The organism is Stakelama flava, from assembly GCF_019351405.1.
GTDB classification, from domain to species: domain Bacteria; phylum Pseudomonadota; class Alphaproteobacteria; order Sphingomonadales; family Sphingomonadaceae; genus Sphingomonas; species Sphingomonas flava_A.
In genome coordinates this window covers 17247-36953 of the sequence record NZ_JAHWZX010000005.1, presented here as the reverse complement: position 1 = coordinate 36953, position 19707 = coordinate 17247, and the positions used below count along the sequence as shown (strand labels likewise).

Annotated in this window: 26 protein-coding genes; 17 read left to right on the top strand and 9 right to left on the bottom strand. The window is 63.4% G+C overall.

Annotated elements, in window-relative coordinates; all coding sequences use genetic code 11:
* Positions 1-15: 15 nt before the first annotated feature.
* From KY084_RS06950 to KY084_RS06935, 4 genes are all read right to left on the bottom strand, one after another.
* A complete protein-coding gene (locus tag KY084_RS06950) occupies positions 16-759 on the bottom strand; it encodes a TorF family putative porin (RefSeq protein WP_219237734.1) in 744 nt (247 codons plus the stop codon).
* A gap of 194 nt (positions 760-953) precedes the next feature.
* A complete protein-coding gene (locus KY084_RS06945; RefSeq protein ID WP_219237733.1) occupies positions 954-1415 on the bottom strand; it encodes a RidA family protein in 462 nt (153 codons plus the stop codon).
* A gap of 24 nt (positions 1416-1439) precedes the next feature.
* Positions 1440-2060: an HAD family hydrolase gene (locus KY084_RS06940; RefSeq protein ID WP_219237732.1), complete on the bottom strand. Its 621-nt coding sequence runs from the start codon at positions 2058-2060 to the stop codon at positions 1440-1442.
* Positions 2048-2335, bottom strand: coding sequence for a DUF3572 domain-containing protein (locus KY084_RS06935; protein ID WP_219237731.1), 288 nt, complete (start codon positions 2333-2335; stop codon positions 2048-2050). The genes KY084_RS06940 and KY084_RS06935 overlap by 13 nt, the downstream gene beginning before the upstream one ends.
* A 38-nt stretch (positions 2336-2373) precedes the next feature.
* Between KY084_RS06935 and KY084_RS06930 the strand changes: the two genes are divergently transcribed.
* Positions 2374-2736, top strand: a complete 363-nt coding sequence (locus KY084_RS06930; RefSeq protein WP_219237730.1) for a response regulator — start codon at positions 2374-2376, stop codon at positions 2734-2736.
* Positions 2737-2825: 89 nt separating this feature from the next.
* On the opposite strand, the gene rpmG is transcribed toward KY084_RS06930, so the two are convergent.
* Complete coding sequence (gene rpmG / locus KY084_RS06925) at positions 2826-2993, bottom strand: 50S ribosomal protein L33 (RefSeq protein ID WP_219237729.1); 168 nt, start codon at positions 2991-2993, stop codon at positions 2826-2828.
* Between the two features lie 279 nt (positions 2994-3272).
* Between rpmG and KY084_RS06920 the strand changes: the two genes are divergently transcribed.
* The 5 genes from KY084_RS06920 (at position 3273) to KY084_RS06900 (ending at position 6966) form a co-directional block, all read left to right on the top strand.
* Positions 3273-3839 (top strand): TMEM165/GDT1 family protein, encoded by a 567-nt coding sequence (locus tag KY084_RS06920; protein WP_219237728.1) that lies wholly within the window; start codon positions 3273-3275, stop codon positions 3837-3839.
* Between the two features lie 108 nt (positions 3840-3947).
* A complete protein-coding gene (locus KY084_RS06915; RefSeq protein ID WP_219237727.1) occupies positions 3948-4436 on the top strand; it encodes a Dps family protein in 489 nt (162 codons plus the stop codon).
* 125 nt (positions 4437-4561) lie between these two features.
* Positions 4562-4747: a DUF1328 family protein gene (locus KY084_RS06910; protein ID WP_219237726.1), complete on the top strand. Its 186-nt coding sequence runs from the start codon at positions 4562-4564 to the stop codon at positions 4745-4747.
* Positions 4748-4807: 60 nt separating this feature from the next.
* Entirely contained in the window at positions 4808-5320 is a 513-nt protein-coding gene (locus tag KY084_RS06905; protein WP_219237725.1) for a DUF6265 family protein, read from the top strand.
* Between the two features lie 41 nt (positions 5321-5361).
* Positions 5362-6966, top strand: a complete 1605-nt coding sequence (locus KY084_RS06900; RefSeq protein WP_219237724.1) for a cisplatin damage response ATP-dependent DNA ligase — start codon at positions 5362-5364, stop codon at positions 6964-6966.
* A 6-nt stretch (positions 6967-6972) separates the two neighbouring features.
* Here the strand turns inward: KY084_RS06900 and KY084_RS06895 are convergent, their stop codons facing one another.
* The gene (locus KY084_RS06895) at positions 6973-7725 is read right to left on the bottom strand and encodes a glutaminyl-peptide cyclotransferase (RefSeq protein ID WP_343227969.1); all 753 of its coding nucleotides are present in this window, start codon (positions 7723-7725) and stop codon (positions 6973-6975) included.
* Positions 7726-7802: 77 nt separating this feature from the next.
* Positions 7803-8600 (bottom strand): cold-shock protein, encoded by a 798-nt coding sequence (locus KY084_RS16585; protein WP_219237723.1) that lies wholly within the window; start codon positions 8598-8600, stop codon positions 7803-7805.
* Positions 8601-8808: 208 nt separating this feature from the next.
* Between KY084_RS16585 and KY084_RS06885 the strand changes: the two genes are divergently transcribed.
* The 6 genes from KY084_RS06885 (at position 8809) to rpoN (ending at position 13860) form a co-directional block, all read left to right on the top strand.
* Positions 8809-9612, top strand: a complete 804-nt coding sequence (locus KY084_RS06885) for a TerC family protein (protein ID WP_219237722.1) — start codon at positions 8809-8811, stop codon at positions 9610-9612.
* Between the two features lie 31 nt (positions 9613-9643).
* A complete protein-coding gene (locus tag KY084_RS06880) occupies positions 9644-10261 on the top strand; it encodes a ribonuclease D (RefSeq protein ID WP_219237721.1) in 618 nt (205 codons plus the stop codon).
* A gap of 12 nt (positions 10262-10273) precedes the next feature.
* Positions 10274-10918 (top strand): LPS export ABC transporter periplasmic protein LptC, encoded by a 645-nt coding sequence (gene lptC, locus KY084_RS06875; protein WP_219237720.1) that lies wholly within the window; start codon positions 10274-10276, stop codon positions 10916-10918.
* Positions 10918-11457: an LptA/OstA family protein gene (locus tag KY084_RS06870; protein WP_219237719.1), complete on the top strand. Its 540-nt coding sequence runs from the start codon at positions 10918-10920 to the stop codon at positions 11455-11457. Before lptC ends, KY084_RS06870 begins: the two co-directional genes overlap by 1 nt.
* Before the next feature lie 117 nt (positions 11458-11574).
* Complete coding sequence (gene lptB, locus KY084_RS06865; RefSeq protein ID WP_219237901.1) at positions 11575-12351, top strand: LPS export ABC transporter ATP-binding protein; 777 nt, start codon at positions 11575-11577, stop codon at positions 12349-12351.
* Positions 12352-12357: 6 nt separating this feature from the next.
* Entirely contained in the window at positions 12358-13860 is a 1503-nt protein-coding gene (gene rpoN / locus KY084_RS06860; RefSeq protein ID WP_219237718.1) for an RNA polymerase factor sigma-54, read from the top strand.
* 127 nt (positions 13861-13987) lie between these two features.
* On the opposite strand, the gene KY084_RS06855 is transcribed toward rpoN, so the two are convergent.
* Positions 13988-14638, bottom strand: a complete 651-nt coding sequence (locus tag KY084_RS06855) for a YqaA family protein (protein ID WP_219237717.1) — start codon at positions 14636-14638, stop codon at positions 13988-13990.
* 117 nt (positions 14639-14755) lie between these two features.
* Here KY084_RS06855 and dapF point away from each other — a divergent pair, with 117 nt between their 5' ends.
* Positions 14756-15703, top strand: coding sequence for a diaminopimelate epimerase (gene dapF / locus KY084_RS06850; RefSeq protein ID WP_219237716.1), 948 nt, complete (start codon positions 14756-14758; stop codon positions 15701-15703).
* An 87-nt stretch (positions 15704-15790) separates the two neighbouring features.
* On the opposite strand, the gene KY084_RS06845 is transcribed toward dapF, so the two are convergent.
* The gene (locus KY084_RS06845) at positions 15791-16114 is read right to left on the bottom strand and encodes a hypothetical protein (RefSeq protein ID WP_219237715.1); all 324 of its coding nucleotides are present in this window, start codon (positions 16112-16114) and stop codon (positions 15791-15793) included.
* Positions 16115-16183: 69 nt separating this feature from the next.
* On the opposite strand from KY084_RS06845, the gene KY084_RS06840 reads away from it, so the two are divergent.
* The 4 genes from KY084_RS06840 to KY084_RS06825 all read left to right on the top strand — a co-directional run bounded on the left by KY084_RS06840 (position 16184) and on the right by KY084_RS06825 (position 19568).
* Entirely contained in the window at positions 16184-16720 is a 537-nt protein-coding gene (locus KY084_RS06840; RefSeq protein WP_219237714.1) for a hypothetical protein, read from the top strand.
* A complete protein-coding gene (locus tag KY084_RS06835; protein WP_219237713.1) occupies positions 16717-18009 on the top strand; it encodes a DNA-packaging protein in 1293 nt (430 codons plus the stop codon). The genes KY084_RS06840 and KY084_RS06835 overlap by 4 nt, the downstream gene beginning before the upstream one ends.
* Before the next feature lie 135 nt (positions 18010-18144).
* A complete protein-coding gene (locus KY084_RS06830; protein WP_219237712.1) occupies positions 18145-18900 on the top strand; it encodes an NRDE family protein in 756 nt (251 codons plus the stop codon).
* On the top strand, positions 18897-19568 hold the full coding sequence (locus KY084_RS06825; protein ID WP_219237711.1) for a spermidine synthase: 672 nt from the start codon (positions 18897-18899) through the stop codon (positions 19566-19568). The genes KY084_RS06830 and KY084_RS06825 overlap by 4 nt, the downstream gene beginning before the upstream one ends.
* Positions 19569-19707 lie beyond the last annotated feature (139 nt).

The window sequence follows — 19707 nt, the reverse complement described above, 5'->3', positions numbered from 1 at the left end:
TTTGTGTTCAGCGCGTCAGAAGGAGGCGCCGATGCTGAAGATTACGGCACCATCGGCACCGATATCTTCCTTGTAATTATTGCCGTCCGCCCAGACACTTTCGGGCGCGTCGGTATTCACATAGGAGATGCCCAGCGTGAGCATTTTCCAGTTGGTGGTCGCACCGATCGAATAATCCATCACATCGCCGTCAAGCCCGCCAAGGAAGCTGTCGCTTTTCGCGTAACCGATATGACCGTTCAGCGAGACAGGGGTATTGGGGATGGCGGTGCTGACATCGCCATGGACATAGACCGAGGAATAATCGCTGATCGCCGACTGTTCCCAAGCATAGTTGACGCCGACCTTCGCCTCCAGCGGACCAAGCGTGCCCGACAGGTTGAGATAGGGTTCGAAGAAGTCGGTGTCGTAATTCCCGTGCTTGGGATAGAGATAATATAGCAGGCCCGCATCGACGGTTATGCCCGGCGACACTTCGGTGCTGTAGCCGCCGTACAGATCAACCTCGGTATTGCCGGCGAAATTGATGCTCGAAGCCCAGGTGCCGACATAGAAGCCGGTATCGCTGTTGATGTTCAGCGTGCCCTGAATCGCCGCGTTTTCGCCGTTCTGGGTGAAGCCGCGAAAGCGATAGTCGCTGACCAGCGTCGCGCCGCCGCTGACCGTGATGGGAGACGGCGGGGCGGTGTCCTGCGCCAGTGCGGGTGTCGCCGTGGCAAGCAGGGCCGTCCCGGCAATAAGCATGGTAGTGAAGCGCATCGTGTCCCTTTCTTCAGACGTTGCGATGTCACTCCTGCGGCCGCCCGCCCGCGCGTCGTTGAAATGCGCGCAGTGACAGCGACAGGGCGATAGTGCCGCTGCCAAAGCACGCGCACAATAAAATTCGCGTTAATGCGAAATTACGGTAATAACCTGTTGCGCACCCGCCACATAGCGACAGATGTGAATTCCGATTATTTTACCGCTATCATCGCGTCGACTTCCACTGCCGCGCCGAGCGGAAGAACCGCAACGCCGACCGCGCTGCGGGCGTGCCGTCCGGCTTCCCCGAACAGCGACTGCATTAACTCCGAAGCGCCGTTGGCGACCTTTGCCTGATCGATGAAATCCGGCGCGCTGTTGACGAATACGCCAAGCTTCACAATCCGTTCGACCCGGCCGAGATCGTTCAGCGCGCGGCGCATCTGCGCCACCAGCATCACGGCGCAGCGCTGCGCCGCCTGCTGACCATATTCGATATCGCGATCCTCGCCCAGGCGGCCGGACATCAATTCTCCGTCGCGAAAGGGAAGCTGGCCGGAAATATGAAGAAGGCCGCCATGTTCGACGGTCGGCAGATAGGATGCGACGGGCGCCGCCGCCTCCGGCAGGGTGAGCCCCAATTGCTTCAGCCTGGTTTCGATCGAGTCGTTCATCGTCTGTCTGTCCTGTCCTTCAATTCATTCGGCGGGCGCACCGGAAAGGCGCGCCAATATCCATTTCTGCGCCGCCCGCCAGTCATCGATTCGCGCATGCGCGTCGGGGGCGGGCGCAATATGCGGGGCGAGGTCGGGTTCGGAAACCATGTGCAGCCGGTGAACGCCGGGCGCATGTTCGGCAACCGAACTGTGATGCACGGCAAGATCGTCCACGAAAACCGTGACCGGGCCGCCATGTTCCGCCACCAGCCGTGCCACCGGATCGCCCTTGCCCCCCTGATTGCACTCCACGCGATGGCGGATGCCATGGGCGGCAAGCTGTTCGATGCGGTGATCGCGGCAATGGTCCTGAAGATTGGTAAGGACCACGATATCGGCGACCTCGGCAATCGCGCCCAGCGCTTCGCGGGCATGGGGGACCAGCGTCTGGCGATCCATCTGCGCCGGGAAGAAACCGCTGAGCAGCGCCCACATTTCCTCTCGCGCCACCGGATCCCCGGAGGGCCGGCGGCGCATCGCCTGTTCGAAGCTGCCCTGTTCGACCAGAAAGTCGATGTCGTGCTCTTCGTCCAGCCACGCGCCGAAATGCCGCACCATGTGCAGCAATACCTCGTCGCAGTCGCAGATCATCAGCGGTCGCATAGGTCCTCCAGCGTACGCCGCGCAGCTATCATGTCGCCGGGTTCGATATCCAGCGCCTCTGCGCAGGCGAGCAGATCGGGTTCGTAATTTTCCAGAAAGCGCAGCGTTGCGGCGAGCAGGCCCGGATCGTCCGCGCGCTGTCGCAGCGTTTCGACATCAAGGCCGGTCAGCGCCAGCAGACGTTCGGCGCGCGAATCGGAACGCAATATCCACCCAAGCGCGCCAAGCGCCGTAATCAGTGCCGATTCGTTTGGGTTGGTGTCGGTTGCCGCCATCGTTAAAGCTACACCAGTTACACAGGGGAAATGGGGCCGTGGCAAAGACCGTGCTCGTTGTCGAGGACAACGAACTCAACCTGAAGCTGTTTTGCGACCTGCTGCGCGCGCACGGTTATACCGCCGAACCGGTGCGCGACGGGCGCGAGGCGGTGGCGCGCGCAAAAGAAGTGTCGCCCGATCTGGTGATTACCGACATCCAGTTGCCGCATGTCACGGGTCTGGAACTGATCGGCCGGTTGCGCGCCGACAGGACATTGAAAAACGTGCCGATCATGGCAGTTACCGCCTATGTCGGGCGCGAGGATGAGGAACGGGTACGCGCCGCGGGGGCCAATGCCTATGTGTCGAAACCGATCGCGCTGGCGCGGTTCATCGAAGAGGTAAAGGCACTCGCCTGACCGGTGCGAGGCGCACACGAACGGGGCCGTCGCCGCGGCCCCGGATCATCCTGCAACGTGATCGGGCAGGCGGACGGCCTGCCCCAGGATCACTTGATCTTCGCTTCCTTGAAATCGACGTGCTTGCGCGCGATCGGATCATATTTGCGGAAGGTCAGCTTTTCGGTCTGGTTACGCGGATTCTTCTTCGTCACGTAGAAGAAGCCGGTATCAGCCGTGCTGACGAGCTTGATCTTCACGGTGGTCGGCTTGGCCATGACCCAAATGTCCTTCGAGGCTTCGATTAAACGTAAAAAGCGGCGCTCGCCCAGCCAGGCCGGACCCGCCGCTTACAGACGCGGCCGCATGGCGCAAAAGCGGCCGCTTTGTCAAGCGTCAGCGCTGATCCACCGACTATTAACCGTGGTTCGTGTACGATGCCAGACGAAAAGCGGGGGTGTTGCGGATGACGGGGCATCATGCACCGGGCCATATGTTGAAGCGGCAGCGGGCGATGCGCAATGATTCGGCACCGGGCGCCAGCTGATCGATAGCAAATGGATTCGCTGGTTCCAGCCTTTATCGCGGTGCTGATTGCGTCCGCCACCGACCGCAACGCATGGCTCGCGGCAATTCTGGGCGAACGCTATCGCGCACCGGCGCGCCTTTGGGCAGGCATCGTCCTTGCCCAGATAGCGCTCGCGGCGATCGCGGTCGGCGGGGCGGCCATGGTGCGTCCGATGATGAACGAACGATCGGGGGCGTTGCTGCTTGCGCTGGCCATGCTCGCCGCGGGCATGGGCATGATGTTCCGCACCAGGCAACCCGACCGGTTGGAGCGATGGCGACTGGGGGCGGCGATCAATTCGTTCGTCGGTACATTCCTCTTGGGGTTTGGCGAACGCGCGCAATTCCTGCTCTTCGCGCTTGCGGTGCAAGGGCCGTATCCATGGCTGGCCGGGGTCGGCGGCGCACTGGGGAGCGCAGTGGCGATCATCCCTGCACTGATGCTCGGCGAAGCGGGGTGGCGGGCGCTTCCGCTGCGCGCGATCAGTGTAGCGGGCGGGGTCGCCTTCCTGCTGATCGGGGCGTTTGAAATGCTGAGCGCGATTGAAATTATCTAAAGTCTCGATTGCAGTAATCGGCTCTTTTCCGCGCTTCCGGCGGACCCAATATGGGTTGGGTTCGTTTGTGAAACGAGTTTTGAATTGAAGATTTGAAAGGAATCGCAGATGGCAGAGACCGCGCTCGACACCCCCACCGATCTGAAGGGCAACGAGACCAAGACCGTTGCCCAGGCGCTGAACGGTATTCTGGCCGACAGCTATGCGCTGTACCTGAAAACCAAGAATTTTCATTGGCATATGTCAGGTCCGCATTTCCGTGATTATCACCTGTTGCTGGATGATCAGGCGACGCAGATCCTGTCGACCACCGACGACATCGCCGAACGCGTGCGCAAGACGGGCAATACGACGCTGCGTTCGATCGGCGACATCGCCCGGCACCAGTCGATCAAGGATAATGATGCCGATTTCGTGAAGCCCGAAGACATGCTTTCGGAATTGCGCGACGATAACCTTGCGCTCGTCGCAAGCCTGCGCAAGGCAAAGGATATTGTCGACGAAGCCAAGGACAATGCGACCAGCGGGATTCTGGACGACTGGACCGATCAGGCGGAAGAACGCGCATGGTTTTTGTTCGAGGCAAGCCGACGCTGATCTGTAGTGCAGGTCCAGAAGGCCGGTACAAAGGGGCCGTTCCGCCGCGAGCGGCCCTTTTTCATTTTCCGGAACCTGGACAATAGTCCGCGCGCTGTCATGGCGTATTTCAGGGAGAAAGTATCATGCTCAAACTTGCACTGACTTTTCTGGTGATCGGCGTCGTGTTGGCGGTGCTCGGTTTTGGTGGAATCGGTGGCGCGTTCATCGGCATTGCCAAGATACTGTTCTTTATCGCTCTTGCGCTGTTCGTGCTCTTCCTTGTGCTGGGGTTGATTGCGGGAAAGAAAGTGAAAGACGCGATCGATTAAAGTTTTGGCAAGTCGCGTAGCCCGACATAATGAAGGGGTGGATTTAGCTGGAGGCGCCCCATGGCAAACTTGCCTGCACTTTGCGTTGCGGTTGCGCTGACTGTTTCCACCCCGGCGGCGGCGCAGAATGTCCGTTCGGCACAGCCCGGCGTTCCGCCGGCCGTCGCCGACATAAATTCGCTTTCCTGGCTTGCGGGAAGCTGGGAAGGCGAAGGAATGGGCGCACGCGCAAGCGAAACCTATTCGGCACCCACCAGCGGTCAGATCGCCGGTCATTTCGTCATGGCGGGCGAGGACGGGAAGGTCGCTTTTTACGAACTGATGCAGATCGTGCCGCGCGGCGAATCGCTGGTCTACCGGCTGCGTCATTTCAACGCCGACCTGACCGGTTGGGAAGATGCCAAGGGCGGCAAGGCGGTGGAGTTTCCGCTGCTGGCTGTAGAGGGTGAGGATTTCTATTTCGACGGACTGACGCTGGATCGTGACGGTGACGACGCGCTTACCGTCTGGGTGGCGATCGAACAGGACGGCACCGTCGAGGAAGTCCCCTTCCGGTATCATCGGATGGATTGATCGGGCGGGACCAAGCGTCGTGTCGGGGCGTTTGATCAGCCATGCATGACTTTGCCGAACTGCTCGACCGGCTGATCTATACCCGATCGCGAAACGCCAAGCTGAAGCTGATCGCTGATTATCTGCGCGCCGTGCCTGATCCCGATCGGGGATGGACGATGGCGGCGCTGACCGGCGATATCGACCTGAAAGGCGTGAAATCGTCGGTCATCCGCGCGATGATCGAAGAGCGGGTCGACCCGCTGCTGTTTCGGATGAGCCGCGATTTCGTTGGCGATACTGCTGAGACAGTTGCGCTGCTATGGCCCGAACCCGATGCGGCGCGCGCCGAAACGCTGCCTGGTGATGAATTGCGGGTGGCGCAGGTTATCGAGCGATTGACCGGCCTGACGCGTGCACAGGCCCCCGACATACTTGCCGAGATGCTCGACCGGCTGGCGATAGAGGAGCGGTTTGCGCTGCTGAAGCTGGCAACGGGCGGGCTTCGCGTAGGCGTATCGGCGCGGCTTGCCAAGACGGCGCTTGCCCAGGCGTTCGATCTGGATGTCGATGCGGTGGAGGAGGTGTGGCACGGGCTGAAGCCGCCTTATCTGCCGCTTTTCGCATGGGGAGAGGGGCATGGCGAGCAACCGACCCCGGCCGATGTTCCCGTATTCCGCCCGTTCATGCTGGCGCACCCGCTGGAAGATGCGCGGGTCGATCTGTCCGATTATGCCGCGGAATGGAAATGGGACGGCATCCGCGTGCAGATCGTTCGCGTTGCGGGCGAGACCCGGCTGTACAGCCGTGCGGGCGACGACATTACCGGCAGCTTTCCCGATGTGGCGGAGGCGTTTGCAATCGAAGGCGTGCTCGACGGCGAGTTGCTGGTTCGCGGCGAGGGGCAGGGCGGCGCGCTGGACGATGGGGGCGGCGCGGCGAGCTTCAACGCGCTGCAGCAGCGGCTGAACCGCAAGACGGTGACGGCCAGGATGCTTCGCGAAAGCCCGGCATTCGTTCGCTGTTATGACATTCTGTTCGACGGTGCGCAGGATGTGCGTGCGCTGCGCTGGGAAGAACGGCGGGTTCGGCTGGAACGGTTCGTTTCGCGCACGGGATCGGATCGGTTCGATATATCGAGCCTGATCGAAGCGGCCGATTTCGACGCGCTGGCGCAAATTCGCGAAGCCGCGCGCGAAGGGGCGATCGAGGGCGTGATGCTGAAACGGCGCGATTCGGCCTATGTCGCTGGAAGGCGCGTCGGGCTATGGTATAAATGGAAGCGCGATCCGCTGACCGCCGATTGCGTGATGATGTATGCCCAGCGCGGCAATGGACGGCGTTCGAGCTTCTATTCGGACTATACCTTTGGCTGCTGGACCGAATCGGGCGAATTGCTGCCGGTGGGGAAAGCCTATTCGGGATTTACCGACGAGGAACTGAAATGGCTCGACCGATTCGTGCGTAATCATACGGTCGACCGGTTCGGGCCGGTTCGCGAAGTCGAAAAGACGCTGGTGCTGGAGGTCGCGTTCGATTCGGTCCATGATTCGAAGCGGCATAAATCGGGGCTGGCGATGCGCTTTCCCCGAATCAGTCGTATCCGGCGCGACAAGCCGGCCGAAGAGGCCGACCGGATCGATACGCTCAGGCGGATGATCGTGTAAGGCTGGTTACGGCCAGGCGATCTGAAACAATGTGGGCCAGTTCTTGCCGGTGACGAACAGCCTTCGCCCCTTCGCATCCCAGGCAATGCCGTTGAGCACCGAATCGACGTCATGCGCATCGATTTCCTTCGCCAGCGTCGTCAGGTCGATGACCTTCGTCACGGCGCCGGTTTCAGGATCAATCTGCACGATTGCGTTCTGACGCCAGACATTGGCGAGGATCGTGCCGTCCACCCATTCCAGTTCGTTGAGATTGGCAAGCGGGCGTCCAGCGAACGTCACCGTCACCCGCCGCCGTTCGGCAAAACTTTTCGGGTCGAGAAAGCGAAGCTGCGCCGTGCCGTCGGAAAGGATGAGGTCGGTTGCAGTGGACGTCATTCCCCAGCCTTCGCCAGGATAGTTGAAAGCGCCGACCTGTCGCAGCGAAGCCCGGTTCCAGCGAAAGCCTTTGCCCGATTTCCACGTAACGCTGACGATCTGATCGCCCCAGGGGGCAATGCCTTCGCCAAAAAGCGACGGGTCGATGGCGACCCGGCGAATCACTTTTCCGGTGGCGGGATCGACCTTGCGGATATCGGACACGCCGACTTCGCCCGTGCTTTCGAACAAATGGCCGTCGCGATAGAAAAGCCCCTCGGTGAAGGCTTTGCGATCATGCGGCAGGCGCGCCAGAATATGGGCGGCGATAACCGGCGGCGATGCCGGGCGTGCTTGCGGTGCCGGGTGCGGCGCTTGCTGTGCGTACAAAAGCGGGGCCACGACCAGTGCCGCGACCCCGCCTGTTATTATTGCGAATCGACGAACGCGCATATGTCGTACTGTCGAAACGCCGATATTTACTGCATCGGCTGCAGGTTGACCGCGGCATATTTGCCGCGACGATCGACCTCCAGCTCGAATTCGAGCCGGTCGCCTTCGTTGAGCGTAGGCATGCCGGCGCGTTCGACCGCCGAGATGTGCACAAAGGCATCAGGCTGACCATCATCGCGCTGAATAAAGCCGAAGCCCTTCATCGCGTTGAAGAATTTAACAGTGCCCGTCGCCTTCTCCCCGGTCAGCTGACGCTGCGGTCCGCCGCGCGGCGCACCACCGCCGCGATCGCCGCCGAAGCCGCCTTCGCGCGGAGCGCGTTCTTCGACCGGCATCGGTTCACCGTCGATCTTCAGGTCCGTCGCCGAAACCCGGCCGCCGCGATCAACGAGCGTGAAGCCCAGCGGCTGCCCTTCGGCAAGACCGGTCAGGCCGGCCTGTTCGACCGCAGAGATGTGAACGAACACGTCTTCGCCGCCGTCATCGCGAACGATGAAGCCGAAGCCTTTCTGCCCATTGAAGAATTTGACCACGCCGGTCGCTTCGCCGACGACCTGCGGGGGCATGCCGCGCCCGCCACCGCCGCCGCCGCCGCGGAAACCACCGCCGCCGCCACCGAAGCCACCGCGATCACCACCGCCGAAACCGCCACGGTCGCCGCCGCCAAATCCACCGCGGTCGCCGCCGAAGCCGCCTCCGCGCCGATCGTCGAAACCGCCGCTGCTGCTGCGACCGAAATCCTGGAATCCTTCTTCACCGAAGAAGTCCCGCTTGTCCCTGCCGCGACCGCCGCGATCGCCCCGGCGTCCTTTATCGAAACTCATTGCCCTGTTTATCTTCCCGCTTCGTCCCTTGGTATCCATGAAGCCCTGACGCCGGACGAACAAACGCAGGAGTTCGGGCGCTTCTATCACTGCACCACAAAGCATTGTAACGTAAAACAAGTGCGGTCGCGAACAAAATCGACTCCGCTTTTGCGATTCTTTCTCAGATACTTGCAGCGCGGGCGCGTTCCGGGCACTAAATCGCGCCATGGCAGAGATCGCATCGCTTTTGTCCGATCCGTCCGCTTGGGCGGCCCTCCTTACGCTGATCGTGCTGGAGGTGGTGCTGGGCATCGACAATCTGGTTTTCATATCAATTCTGTCGAACAAGCTGCCCGAACATCAGCAGCAAAAGGCGCGCCGGGTGGGAATCATCCTCGCGCTCGGCTTGCGTCTGGTGCTGCTTTCGATGATCGCCTGGCTGGTCGGGCTGACCGCGCCGGTAATCGATCTGGGCATTTCCGGCGCGCCGGGCGCGCATGGCGAACCTACGTTCGAAACCGCGTTTTCGCTTCGCGACCTGATCCTGATCGGCGGCGGCCTCTTCCTCGTCTGGAAGGCGACCAGCGAAATCCATCACAATGTCGACAGCCATGAATCCGATTCGGTGCTTGATAAAAAGGGCAAGCGCGGGCTGACCTTCGCGTCGGCGATCGTGCAGATTCTGGCGCTCGACATGGTGTTTTCGATCGATTCGATTCTGACCGCGGTCGGGATGAGCGACGATTTGCCGGTGATGGTGACCGCGGTGATCGTCGCAGTCGGGGTGATGCTTTTCGCGGCAAACCCGCTTGCCGATTTCATCGGGCGCAATCCCACCGTCGTCATGCTGGCGCTCGGCTTTTTGCTGATGATCGGGGTGGTGCTGATCGCCGACGGGTTCGGCGTTCATGTGCCCAAGGGGTATATCTACACCGCGATGGCGTTTTCCGCCGGGGTGGAGACGCTGAACATCCTTGCCCGCCGGTCGCGCGGGACAAAGAAAGACATCGCCGCCGATCCCGGCCATTGAGCGTTCAGCCATTCGCGGCTAGGCGATGCGGATGGCCGTTCATTTTCACGAAGAAGACCTCCCCGCCGGCGCGCTGGGACCCGGCGCGGTAGCCGTCGACACCGAAACAATGGGGCTGATCACCCCGCGCGACCGCCTGTGCGTGGTGCAGATATCCGATGGGAGCGGCGACGAACATCTTGTCCGCTTCGGCCCCGACAGCGATTATGCCGCGCCAAACCTGAAAGCGGTGCTGGGCGATCCTTCGCGGCTGAAACTATATCATTTCGCGCGGTTCGACCTTGCCGCGATCCAGCATTATCTTGGCGTCGTAGCGGCACCGGTATATTGTACCAAGATCGCGTCGCGGCTGGTGCGCACCTATACCGACCGGCACGGATTGAAGGATCTGGCGCGCGAGCTGGTCGGCGCGGAGATTTCGAAGCAGCAGCAATCGTCCGACTGGGGCGGTCCGGCGCTTTCCGATGCGCAGCGTGAATATGCCGCGTCCGATGTGCGCTATCTGCACGGCATGAAGGAAGAACTGGACAAGCGGCTGGCGCGCGAAGGGCGAACCGCGCTGGCGCAGGCGTGTTTCGACTTCCTGCCGCATCGCGCCGCGCTGGACCTGGCCGGATGGCCCGAAACCGATATCTTCGCCCATGCCTGAGGGGGAAGGCCCGTGTCTGAAATAGCACGCCGGGTCCGCTCGCAGCGGCAGGAATGGGCGGCGCCGGGCAGCCCGCACGACAGGGTGGTGGCGACCGCGCAGAAGGTGCTTCCGGCCGCGGTGGGCGTGCTCGCCGCGTTTCTGATCATCGCGCCGCTGATCAACGACAGCGAAATGCGATTCATCCTCGACAAGGGAAAGGTCGATGTCGCGCAGGAGCGGATGAAGCTGCAAAGCGCACGTTATCGCGGCGAGGATTCCAAGGGGCGCAGTTTCATCCTGACCGCCGGTTCCGCCGTTCAGAAAAGTTCGGCCGAGCCGATCGTCCGCTTGAACGATCTCGCAGCGCAGATCCAACTGGCCGACGGGCCGGCGCAATTAAAGGCGAATCAGGGCCGGTACGACATGAAGGACGATACGGTCGCGGTGGACGGACCGATCACGTTTCGCGCGGCGAACGGATACCGGATGAATACCCGCGATGCCACGATCGACCTGAAGGCGCGCACGATGAAAAGCGGCGGCGCGGTCGACGGCGATACGCCGCAGGGCACGTTTAGCGCGAACCGGATGAGCGCCGACCTTGAAAACCACACCGTTCGGCTGGACGGCAATGCCCACTTGCGCATCGCGCCCAAGCAGGCGAAAGGGCAGTGATGACGCGCCCCATCGCCCTGATCGCGTTTCCCGGCGTGCTTGCCCTGGCGGCGGGCGCATCGGCGCAGACGCGGCATAATTCCAGCGCGCCGATCGATGTTTCCGCAGCGCATATCGAATTGCAGGACAAGGCCAATCGCGCCGTTCTTTCGGGCGATGTCGCGGTGAAACAGGCGGAAATGACGCTGAACGCAGCGCGCATGACGGTGCATTATACCGGCCAGGTGGTCGGCGGTTCGCCGCAGGTTTCGCGGCTGGACGCATCGGGCAATGTCGTCATTACCCGGCCCGACCAAACGGCGCGTTCGCAATATGCGGTATATGACCTGAACAGCCGGGTGGTTACGCTGCTGGGCAATGTCACGCTGAATCAGGGCGGCAATGTCCTGAACGGCGGGCGAGTGAATATCGATCTCGACACCGGACGGGCGACGATCGACGGGTCGAGCGTGGGCAGTTCGCGCGGACAGGCGGACGGCGGGGTGACGCGCAGCAACGGCCGCGTAACCGGCCGTTTTTCGGTGCCTGACCGCAAATAACGGGCGGGGCGCGGCAAAGCGCCCTTCCATATCGCGGCATAATCATGCACGATTCCTGCCAATCGCGCGCCGGCGGCCCGAACATCCGCGGGGCGGCGCGCCTATAGTGGTGAGATGATGGACGATACGAGCAGCCTTGCCGATCTGGAACCGGTCAGCGAAACGCCGCCCGACAAGGGACTGGCGGTCGTGTCCATCGCCAAATCCTATGACAAGCGGGTGGTGCTTTCCGATGTGTCGCTGTCGGTCGCGCGGGGTGAGGTGATCGGCCTTCTCGGCCCCAATGGCGCGGGCAAGACGACCTGTTTCTATTCGGTGATGGGGCTGGTGAAGCCCGATGCCGGACGGATCATGCTCGATGGCGAGGATATTACCCCGCTGCCCATGTATCGCCGCGCGATATTGGGGCTGGGCTATCTGCCGCAGGAAACATCAATCTTTCGCGGTCTGTCGGTCGAAAAGAATATCATGGCGGTGCTCGAACTGGCCGAGCCGGACAAGGCGGCGCGCGAGCGGCGGCTGGACCAGTTGCTTGACGAATTCGGGCTGACCGGGCTTCGCGCCTCGCCCGCAATGGCGCTGTCGGGCGGTGAGCGGCGGCGCGCCGAAATCGCCCGCGCACTGGCGGCTGATCCAAAGATCATGCTGCTTGACGAACCGTTTGCGGGGATCGATCCGATTTCGATCGCGGACATTCGCGATCTGGTCGCCGAGCTGAAGAATCGCGACATCGGCGTGCTGATTACCGATCATAATGTTCGTGAAACGCTGGAAATCGTCGACCGCGCATACATCATTTATGACGGACGGGTGTTGTTCACCGGATCGCCCGACGAACTGGTCGCCGACGAGAATGTCCGGCGGCTGTATCTGGGGGAGGGTTTCTCGCTCTAACGCGTCATGAGCCTGGCCCCCCGCCTCGACCTGCGCCAATCGCAATCGCTGGTGATGACGCCGCAGTTGCAGCAGGCGATCCGCCTGCTCGCGCTGTCGAACCTGGAAATCGAAACCTATATCGCCGAAGAGCTGGAGAAGAACCCGCTGCTCGATTCGCGTGGCGAGGATGAGTTGCCGGGCGAACGCGAGGCGGCGGCCGATGGCGAGCAGCGCGAGAGCCTGGCCGATTCGGGCGAGTTGCTGCAACAGGGCGCGGGCACGGGCGAGGCAGCGCTGGATGTCGACCTGTCGAGCGAAGCATTCCATCATGACAGCGCGGCCGATTCGATCGGCGGACTGGACGGCGGGCTGGGACTGGGCGCCACCGGGCCGGGCGGCATGGGTGACGACGGGCCGGACTTCGACAGTTTCAGCGCAGGTGAGACGACGCTTGCCGACCATCTGCTGATACAGGCGGGCGCGGCGGTCGCTGGCGCGGATGCGTTCATCGCGGCGCATCTGATCGATCAGATTGATGACGCCGGCTACATCACCGCGCCGCTGCTAGATATCGCGGGCCGGCTGGGCGCGCCGCTGGCTCGGGTGGAGGCGGTGCTGGCGATCATCCAGACATTCGATCCGACCGGGGTGGGCGCGCGCTCGCTTTGCGAATGCCTGACGCTGCAGGCCAAGGAAGCCGATCGCTACGATCCGTGCATGGCGGCACTGATCGACAATCTGGACCTGCTCGCACGCGGTGAAATGGCACGGCTGAAGCGTATCTGCCGCGTCGATGACGAGGACATGGCCGACATGGTTCGCGAACTTCGCGGCTATGACCCCAAGCCGGGCCTGCGCTTCGGCGGGGAGGCGATGCAGGCGGTGGTGCCCGATATCTTTATCGCCCGGCGCGGTGCGGGATGGGCGGTAGAGATCAACGGTGCGACGCTGCCGCGCGTTCTGGTCAACCGGTCCTATTATACCGAACTGGCGTCGGGGCCGCAGGACAAGGCATCGAAAGGCTGGCTGTCGGATTGTCTGGCGAGCGCCAACTGGCTGGTGAAGGCGCTTGACCAGCGCCAGCGCACGATCGTGAAGGTGGCTGGCGAAATCGTGAAGCAGCAAGAGGCGTTTTTCCTGAAAGGCGTCGCGCATCTGCGCCCGCTGACGCTGCGTCAGGTCGCCGATGCGATCGAAATGCACGAATCGACGGTAAGCCGGGTGACGAGCAACAAATATCTGTCCTGCGCGCGCGGCACGTTCGAACTGAAATATTTCTTCACCAGCGCGATTGCGTCGGCCGATGGCGGCGACGCCGTTTCGGCCGAAGCGGTGAAGAGCGCGATCCGCGCGCTGATCGCGGCTGAGGATGCGAAGAAAATCCTGTCCGACGATACGCTGGTCGAGATGCTGAAGGCCAAGGGGTTCGACATCGCGCGGCGCACGGTGGCGAAATATCGCGAATCGATGGGGATCGGCTCTTCGGTGCAGCGGCGGCGGCAAAAGGCGATTCAGGGCGCGGGGTAGGCGCGGGCTTCGGGTCGCGCGACTTGGCGTGCGGTGAAGGAAGGTCGGCGCTTTGACAGGATGAGCGCAAACCGAGTTTGCGGGTGGGGGGTTGATATCGCCCGTGCGGGCATTTGCGTATCGGGTATCAGCCCGTGACCGATTTGGCGGCGATCGGTTGTGGGCTGCTGCACGGATCAGCGGCGCCGCCATGACCACCCTCAAGCTGGCTGATCAGCAGGAATCCGCCGATGACGAGCACGACGAACCCGATCGTGAGCAGGCCGAGATATTTTTCGATGAAGCTTTTCGCCCATGCGCCGAACAGGCGGAAGAGCAGGCCCACCGCCATGAACTGAAACCCGCGGCTGACGATGCTGGCCCAGACGAAGGTGAACAGGCTCATATGAATGAACCCGGCGGTGATCGTCACCAGCTTGAACGGAATCGGGGTCGCGCCCTTTACGATGATGAGCTGCGCGCCATATTCGCGCAGATAACAGGCGGCGGCGGGAAATTTTTCCGCAAGACCAAGCCATTGCAGAAGCTGCTGCCCGAATGCGTCATAGGCGAAATAGCCGATCGCATAGCCGAACAGCCCGCCCAGCACCGAAGCGACGGTGCAGATCGCGCCGTAGCGCAGCGCACGGCGCGGTTGCGACAGGCACATAAGGCCCAGAAGCGGGTGCGGGGGGACCGGAAAAAAGCTCGATTCGACAAAGGCGAAAAGGAACAGCCAGCGTTCGGCATGGCGGTGCGCCGCCTTTTCCAGCATCCAGTCGTAAAGGCGGCGTAGCATGCGGCGGGGCTTAGCCAATCGATCGGGGATTGGGAAGCGGATTGGTGGCGGTGGACGCGCGCGGCTGTGCCGAGATTTGCGCTCGCAAGACGGCCTGTGCGCCCCTAAATGCACGATATGCAGACAGGTTTCGTCAAATGCCATGGGTCCGGGAACGACTTTCCCCTGATCGACGCTCGCGCGCTGACGTTGAGCGACGCCGAATGGGCCACCATCGGGCGGTTGCTGGCGGATCGCGAGGGGCCGGTGGGCGGTGACGGCCTGTTGCTGCTGACGCCCGGTGACGACGCCCATGATTTCGGCATGCGGATGTTCAATTCTGACGGGAGCGAGGCGGAGACCTGCCTGAATGGCCTGCGCTGTACGGCGCGGCTGGGCTTTGAACTGACCGGGCTGAACGAAGCACGGGTGAAGCTGAAGACCAGCAGCGCCTTTGCCGCGCGGCGCGAGGAAATCGCGCCGGGGGTGGTGACGATCGAAACGCGCGCGGGACCGGCGTCGACCGATCCGGGCGATGTCGGGCTGGCGATCGATGCGCCCGCGATCGATTCGATCCTTCCGGGCCTGCCGAGTAAGCGCGGCTTTACCGCAGTGGCGATGCCCAACCCGCATCTGATCGCTTTCGTCGATTCGATCGATGAAAGCGAACTGGTGGCGCTGGGCGATTGGTGCGAGGCGGGGCCGGACCTGATGCCCGCGCGAATGAATGTCAGCTTCGTGATCGCGGATGCAGCGGGGCTGTTCGTTCGGACCTATGAGCGCGGGGTCGGGCTGACCAACAGTTGCGGCAGCGCGATGGCGGCAAGTTGTTTCGCGGCGGGGCTGACCGGGCGAAAGCCGTTCGGCGAGGCGCTGACGATCCGCAACCGCGGCGGGATGGTGGTTGCAAGCGCGCAAGCGCCAGACGCCGGCGGCATGGTCTCGATCCGCGGCAATGCCACCTTCACCTATGATGCGCAGGTGGAAATCGATCTGCAGGCCGGCATGATCGGCGAGATGGTGGTGCATCATCGGCGTGTGGAGGAGGCGCAAAGCTGGGACGCGCTGGTCGCTTCTCTTTCCTGACACCGGAATTTGCGACGATCCGAAAGGCGATGCGCCGAACCGAGCGGCGAAAGGCAATGCATAGCGTTGTGCCTGTCGGCGGTGCGATCATCGCCCGCCCGTCACAGGAGTGGTGTCATGAGTGAAGGTGACAAAAAGGGCAATGCAGGGCGGCAGACCCCGCAAACCCAGAAGCGCCAGCAAGGCGTGGATCAGCAGCAGAGTCGGCAGCAGCGCGAGCAGCAGGCCCCAGGCAAGCAGGGCAAGTCCGACAAACAGCGCTGATTCGTACCTCCAGACCATGGAAGAAGCCGCTTTTGCGGCTTCTTCTTTGTTCAAGAGATAACCATATAGGTTATTTATGCTTGACATCGTCACGCTGTTATGGCACATGACATGCACGCTGAAGAATTGTGAGTCGGGCCGGGGCATTGCCGGCGCGACGCGGGGACGGGGCCATCGGGCTTTTCCGGCCCCTTTTTTCATGGGGGAGGCGCGGCGATGGGAGCGAAGCGGGGAGAGCGCGGCGCAAAGGCGGCTACCGGGCGCGGCGCGGCGAAACCGGGAGCGCAGCGCGGACCGTCGCTGGCGGTGCGCAAGGCGTGTTTTCTGGAAGTGCTGCGCCAGACCGGCAATGTCAGCCGGGCGGCGCGCGAGGCGGGGTTGTCGAGCAGCACGGTTTACAGCCACCGGGCGAAACAGCCCAAATTCGCGCGCGACTGGGACGCGGCGATGAACGAAGCGCTGGACGATCTGGAGGCCGAGATGATCGACCGGGCGACGCGCGGGGTGGAAAAGCCGGTTTATTATCGTGGTGAGATCGTCGGCAATGTGCGCAGCTATTCGGACGCGCTCGGCATGTTCCTGCTGAAGGCGCGGCGACCGCAGGTATATGACCGGCTGGGCGGCGGGACCAGCGCGCCGGGCGTCCGCGGCATGACGCAGGACGAGGCGAAGGCCGAGGTGATGCGACGGCTGGACCGGATCGCGGCGGCGCAGGAGGCGGAGCAGCATGACGCCGGGAGCGAGGGCGAATGAGCGCGCGGGCGCGCGACGTCGCAAGCGGGGATGCGCGGCGGCGATTCGACCGGGGCGAGCGCGATTACCGGATATTGCTGTCGAGCTGGGAATTCTGGGCGGAGGCGAAGCAATTGCCGCCGCCGGGCGAGTGGCGAACCTGGCTGATGCTGGCCGGGCGCGGCTTCGGCAAGACGCGCGCAGGTGCCGAATGGGTGCGCGCGCTGGCCGAGGCCGACCCGACGGCGCGGATCGCGCTGGTCGGCGCGACCATGGGCGAGGTGCGCAGCGTGATGATCGAGGGCGAAAGCGGGATATTGGCAAGCATTGCCAGCGACGCCGAAATGCCGACATATGAAGTATCGCGCGGGCGGCTGGTGTGGAAGAACGGGGCGCAGGCATTCGTTCATTCGGGCGAGCGGCCCGATGGGCTTCGCGGCCCGCAATTCAGCGCCGCATGGTGCGACGAGATCGCCAAATGGGCTTATCCGCGCGCGACATGGGACAATCTGGCGATGTGCATGCGGGTGGGCAACGATCCGCGCGTGCTGGTGACGACGACGCCGCGCCCGATCCCGCTGCTGCGCGATCTGGCGGCGCGCGACGATGTGGCGGTGGTGCGCGGGCGGACGCGCGACAATGCGATGTTGCCGGGCGCGTTCGTCGCAGCGGTCGAGGCGGCCTATGGCGGCACGCGGCTGGGGCGGCAGGAACTGGACGGCGAATTGATCGATGATGTCGCGGGGGCGCTGTGGCGGCGCGACCTGCTGGAGGCGATCCGGGTTGCGAGCCGCCCGGCGCTGCGCCGGGTGGTAGTCGGCGTCGATCCGCCCGCAGGGAGCAAGGGCGATGCGTGCGGGATCGTTGCGGTGGCGCTGGCGCGCGATGGCAAGGCCTATGTGCTGGAAGATGCCAGCGTCGCGGGCGCAAGCCCCGAAGGATGGGCGCGCGCGGTTGCGGCGTGCGCGGTGAGGAACGGTGCCGACCGCGTGGTCGCCGAAGCGAATAATGGCGGCGAGATGGTTAGAGCCGTGCTGGTCGCAGCCGATGCGGCACTGCCCGTCCGGCTGGTCCATGCGAGCCGGGGCAAGGTGGCGCGCGCCGAGCCGGTCGCCGCGTTGTACGAAGGCGGGAAGGTGGCGCATGTCGGCGCGTTCCCCGCGCTGGAGGATGAGATGTGCGGGCTGGTTTCGGGCGGCGGGTATGAAGGGCCGGGGCGATCGCCCGACCGGGCGGATGCGTTGGTGTGGGCGATGAGCGAGTTGATGCTGAAGCGGCGGGGGCAAGCGGCGGTGCGGGTGCTGGGGTGATGGCGTGCGGGCGGCCGTTGCACGCGCTGCTCTGGATTGCTTCGTCGCTTTGCTCCTCGCAATGACGATGGGTGACGGGCGACGTTTTTTGGGTGGGGGTTGTTGTTCGGTGAAAGCGGGCTAGGGGGCGGGGCCATGTGTGTACTGGCTTTGGCGTGGCGAACGCATTCGAAATGGCGGCTGGTGACCGCGGGTAATCGCGATGAGCTGCACGCGCGCGATGCGGTGCCGCTGGCGCGCTGGCAGGACCGGCCGCGCGTGATCGCGGGGCGCGACGTGATGGGGGGCGGGACCTGGATGGGGGTGCAGGAAGACGGCCGCTTTGCGGTGGTGACCAATGTGCACGATTCGCAAGGGCCTGACCCGGCGAAGCTGTCGCGCGGGGCGCTGGTCACCGACATGCTGGTCAAGGGCGGCGCTGCGGCGCTGAGCGTGCGGCCGGAGGCGTATAATCCGTTCAACCTGATCACGATCGACGGCGATCATGCGCATTTGATGACCAACCGGCCCACGCCGCTGATCCAGCCGATGGGACCGGGGATGCACGGCCTGTCGAACGGTGTGATGGATGCGCCCTGGCCCAAGACCGCGAAGCTGAAGGATGCGCTGGCGAAGTGGATCGATTCGGGGAGTGAGGATCGCGAGGGGTTGTTCGCGGTGCTGGCCGATGAAAGCGCGCCGCAAGCGATGATGGAGGGCGAGGCGGATGCGCGCGAACCGGTCAATTCGCCGATCTTCATCCGCAACCCGGTGTACGGGACGCGCTGTTCGACGGTGGTCACGGTCGATGGCGAGGGAAATGGCGTGATCCACGAACGCAGGTTCGATGCGGCGGGGCGTGAGACGGGCGATTCGTGCATCGAGTTCCACTGGCAGGGCGCGCTGGTATGACGCCGCGCGAACTGATCGATACGGCGCAGGTGCCGGGCGGCGAGCCGCTGCGCCTGTTCCGCCGGGGCGGCGATTTCATGATCGTCATGGACCGCAACGAATTGATGAACAGCCGGATGAGCGGATCGGAAGAAGCGCTGTCGACGCTGACCGCCGAACGGCTGGTCGGGCGCAAGCGCCAGCGATGGCTGATCGGCGGATATGGCATGGGGTTCACGCTGCGCAAGGCGCTGAGCGTAGCGGGCGACGATGCCGAGATCGTCGTCGCCGAGCTGGTGCCGAAGATTATCGAGTGGGCGAAGGGTCCGATGGCTCAGCTGGCCGACGGGTGTCTGGACGATGCGCGCGTAACGGTGCGGATCGCCGATGTCGGCGCGGTTATCGGGGACGAGCGGGGGGCATATGACGCGATCCTGCTCGACGTTGATAACGGGCCGGACGGAATCGTGCGCGAGGGCAATGACGGGCTGTATTCGCATACCGGGCTGGCGCGGGCGAAGGCGGCGCTGCGCCCCGGCGGGATATTGGCGGTATGGTCGGCGGCGCCCGACCCGGCGTTCGCACGACGGATGCGCGAGGCAGGGTTCGCGGTGGACGAGGTGGTCGTTCGGGCGCGCAGCAACGGCAAGGGGCCGCGGCACGTGATCTGGCTGGGCAAGCGGCGGTAGGGGAGCGCCTTAGTGTAAGGCACGGGGGCTGTGGCTCTGGGCTGCTGCTTTCGCAGGAGTACGGGGCGAGCGGGAACCAGTGACGCGTATTTCATGGGATAGCGTCGAATAGAATGTAATCATCGTGCTTCTGCGCAGG

What these genes read in the sequence shown, in the direction of transcription:
- KY084_RS06950 (WP_219237734.1), bottom strand. Translation starts at nt 759, where the DNA reads ATGCGCTTCACTACCATGCTTATTGCCGGGACGGCCCTGCTTGCCACG.
- KY084_RS06945 (WP_219237733.1), bottom strand. Translation starts at nt 1,415, where the DNA reads ATGAACGACTCGATCGAAACCAGGCTGAAGCAATTGGGGCTCACCCTG.
- KY084_RS06940 (WP_219237732.1), bottom strand. Translation starts at nt 2,060, where the DNA reads ATGCGACCGCTGATGATCTGCGACTGCGACGAGGTATTGCTGCACATG.
- KY084_RS06935 (WP_219237731.1), bottom strand. Translation starts at nt 2,335, where the DNA reads ATGGCGGCAACCGACACCAACCCAAACGAATCGGCACTGATTACGGCG.
- rpmG (WP_219237729.1), bottom strand. Translation starts at nt 2,993, where the DNA reads ATGGCCAAGCCGACCACCGTGAAGATCAAGCTCGTCAGCACGGCTGAT.
- KY084_RS06920 (WP_219237728.1), top strand. Translation starts at nt 3,273, where the DNA reads ATGGATTCGCTGGTTCCAGCCTTTATCGCGGTGCTGATTGCGTCCGCC.
- KY084_RS06915 (WP_219237727.1), top strand. Translation starts at nt 3,948, where the DNA reads ATGGCAGAGACCGCGCTCGACACCCCCACCGATCTGAAGGGCAACGAG.
- KY084_RS06910 (WP_219237726.1), top strand. Translation starts at nt 4,562, where the DNA reads ATGCTCAAACTTGCACTGACTTTTCTGGTGATCGGCGTCGTGTTGGCG.
- KY084_RS06905 (WP_219237725.1), top strand. Translation starts at nt 4,808, where the DNA reads ATGGCAAACTTGCCTGCACTTTGCGTTGCGGTTGCGCTGACTGTTTCC.
- KY084_RS06900 (WP_219237724.1), top strand. Translation starts at nt 5,362, where the DNA reads ATGCATGACTTTGCCGAACTGCTCGACCGGCTGATCTATACCCGATCG.
- KY084_RS16585 (WP_219237723.1), bottom strand. Translation starts at nt 8,600, where the DNA reads ATGAGTTTCGATAAAGGACGCCGGGGCGATCGCGGCGGTCGCGGCAGG.
- KY084_RS06885 (WP_219237722.1), top strand. Translation starts at nt 8,809, where the DNA reads ATGGCAGAGATCGCATCGCTTTTGTCCGATCCGTCCGCTTGGGCGGCC.
- KY084_RS06880 (WP_219237721.1), top strand. Translation starts at nt 9,644, where the DNA reads ATGGCCGTTCATTTTCACGAAGAAGACCTCCCCGCCGGCGCGCTGGGA.
- KY084_RS06870 (WP_219237719.1), top strand. Translation starts at nt 10,918, where the DNA reads ATGACGCGCCCCATCGCCCTGATCGCGTTTCCCGGCGTGCTTGCCCTG.
- lptB (WP_219237901.1), top strand. Translation starts at nt 11,575, where the DNA reads ATGGACGATACGAGCAGCCTTGCCGATCTGGAACCGGTCAGCGAAACG.
- rpoN (WP_219237718.1), top strand. Translation starts at nt 12,358, where the DNA reads ATGAGCCTGGCCCCCCGCCTCGACCTGCGCCAATCGCAATCGCTGGTG.
- KY084_RS06855 (WP_219237717.1), bottom strand. Translation starts at nt 14,638, where the DNA reads ATGCTACGCCGCCTTTACGACTGGATGCTGGAAAAGGCGGCGCACCGC.
- dapF (WP_219237716.1), top strand. Translation starts at nt 14,756, where the DNA reads ATGCAGACAGGTTTCGTCAAATGCCATGGGTCCGGGAACGACTTTCCC.
- KY084_RS06845 (WP_219237715.1), bottom strand. Translation starts at nt 16,114, where the DNA reads ATGCCCCGGCCCGACTCACAATTCTTCAGCGTGCATGTCATGTGCCAT.
- KY084_RS06840 (WP_219237714.1), top strand. Translation starts at nt 16,184, where the DNA reads ATGGGAGCGAAGCGGGGAGAGCGCGGCGCAAAGGCGGCTACCGGGCGC.
- KY084_RS06835 (WP_219237713.1), top strand. Translation starts at nt 16,717, where the DNA reads ATGAGCGCGCGGGCGCGCGACGTCGCAAGCGGGGATGCGCGGCGGCGA.
- KY084_RS06830 (WP_219237712.1), top strand. Translation starts at nt 18,145, where the DNA reads ATGTGTGTACTGGCTTTGGCGTGGCGAACGCATTCGAAATGGCGGCTG.
- KY084_RS06825 (WP_219237711.1), top strand. Translation starts at nt 18,897, where the DNA reads ATGACGCCGCGCGAACTGATCGATACGGCGCAGGTGCCGGGCGGCGAG.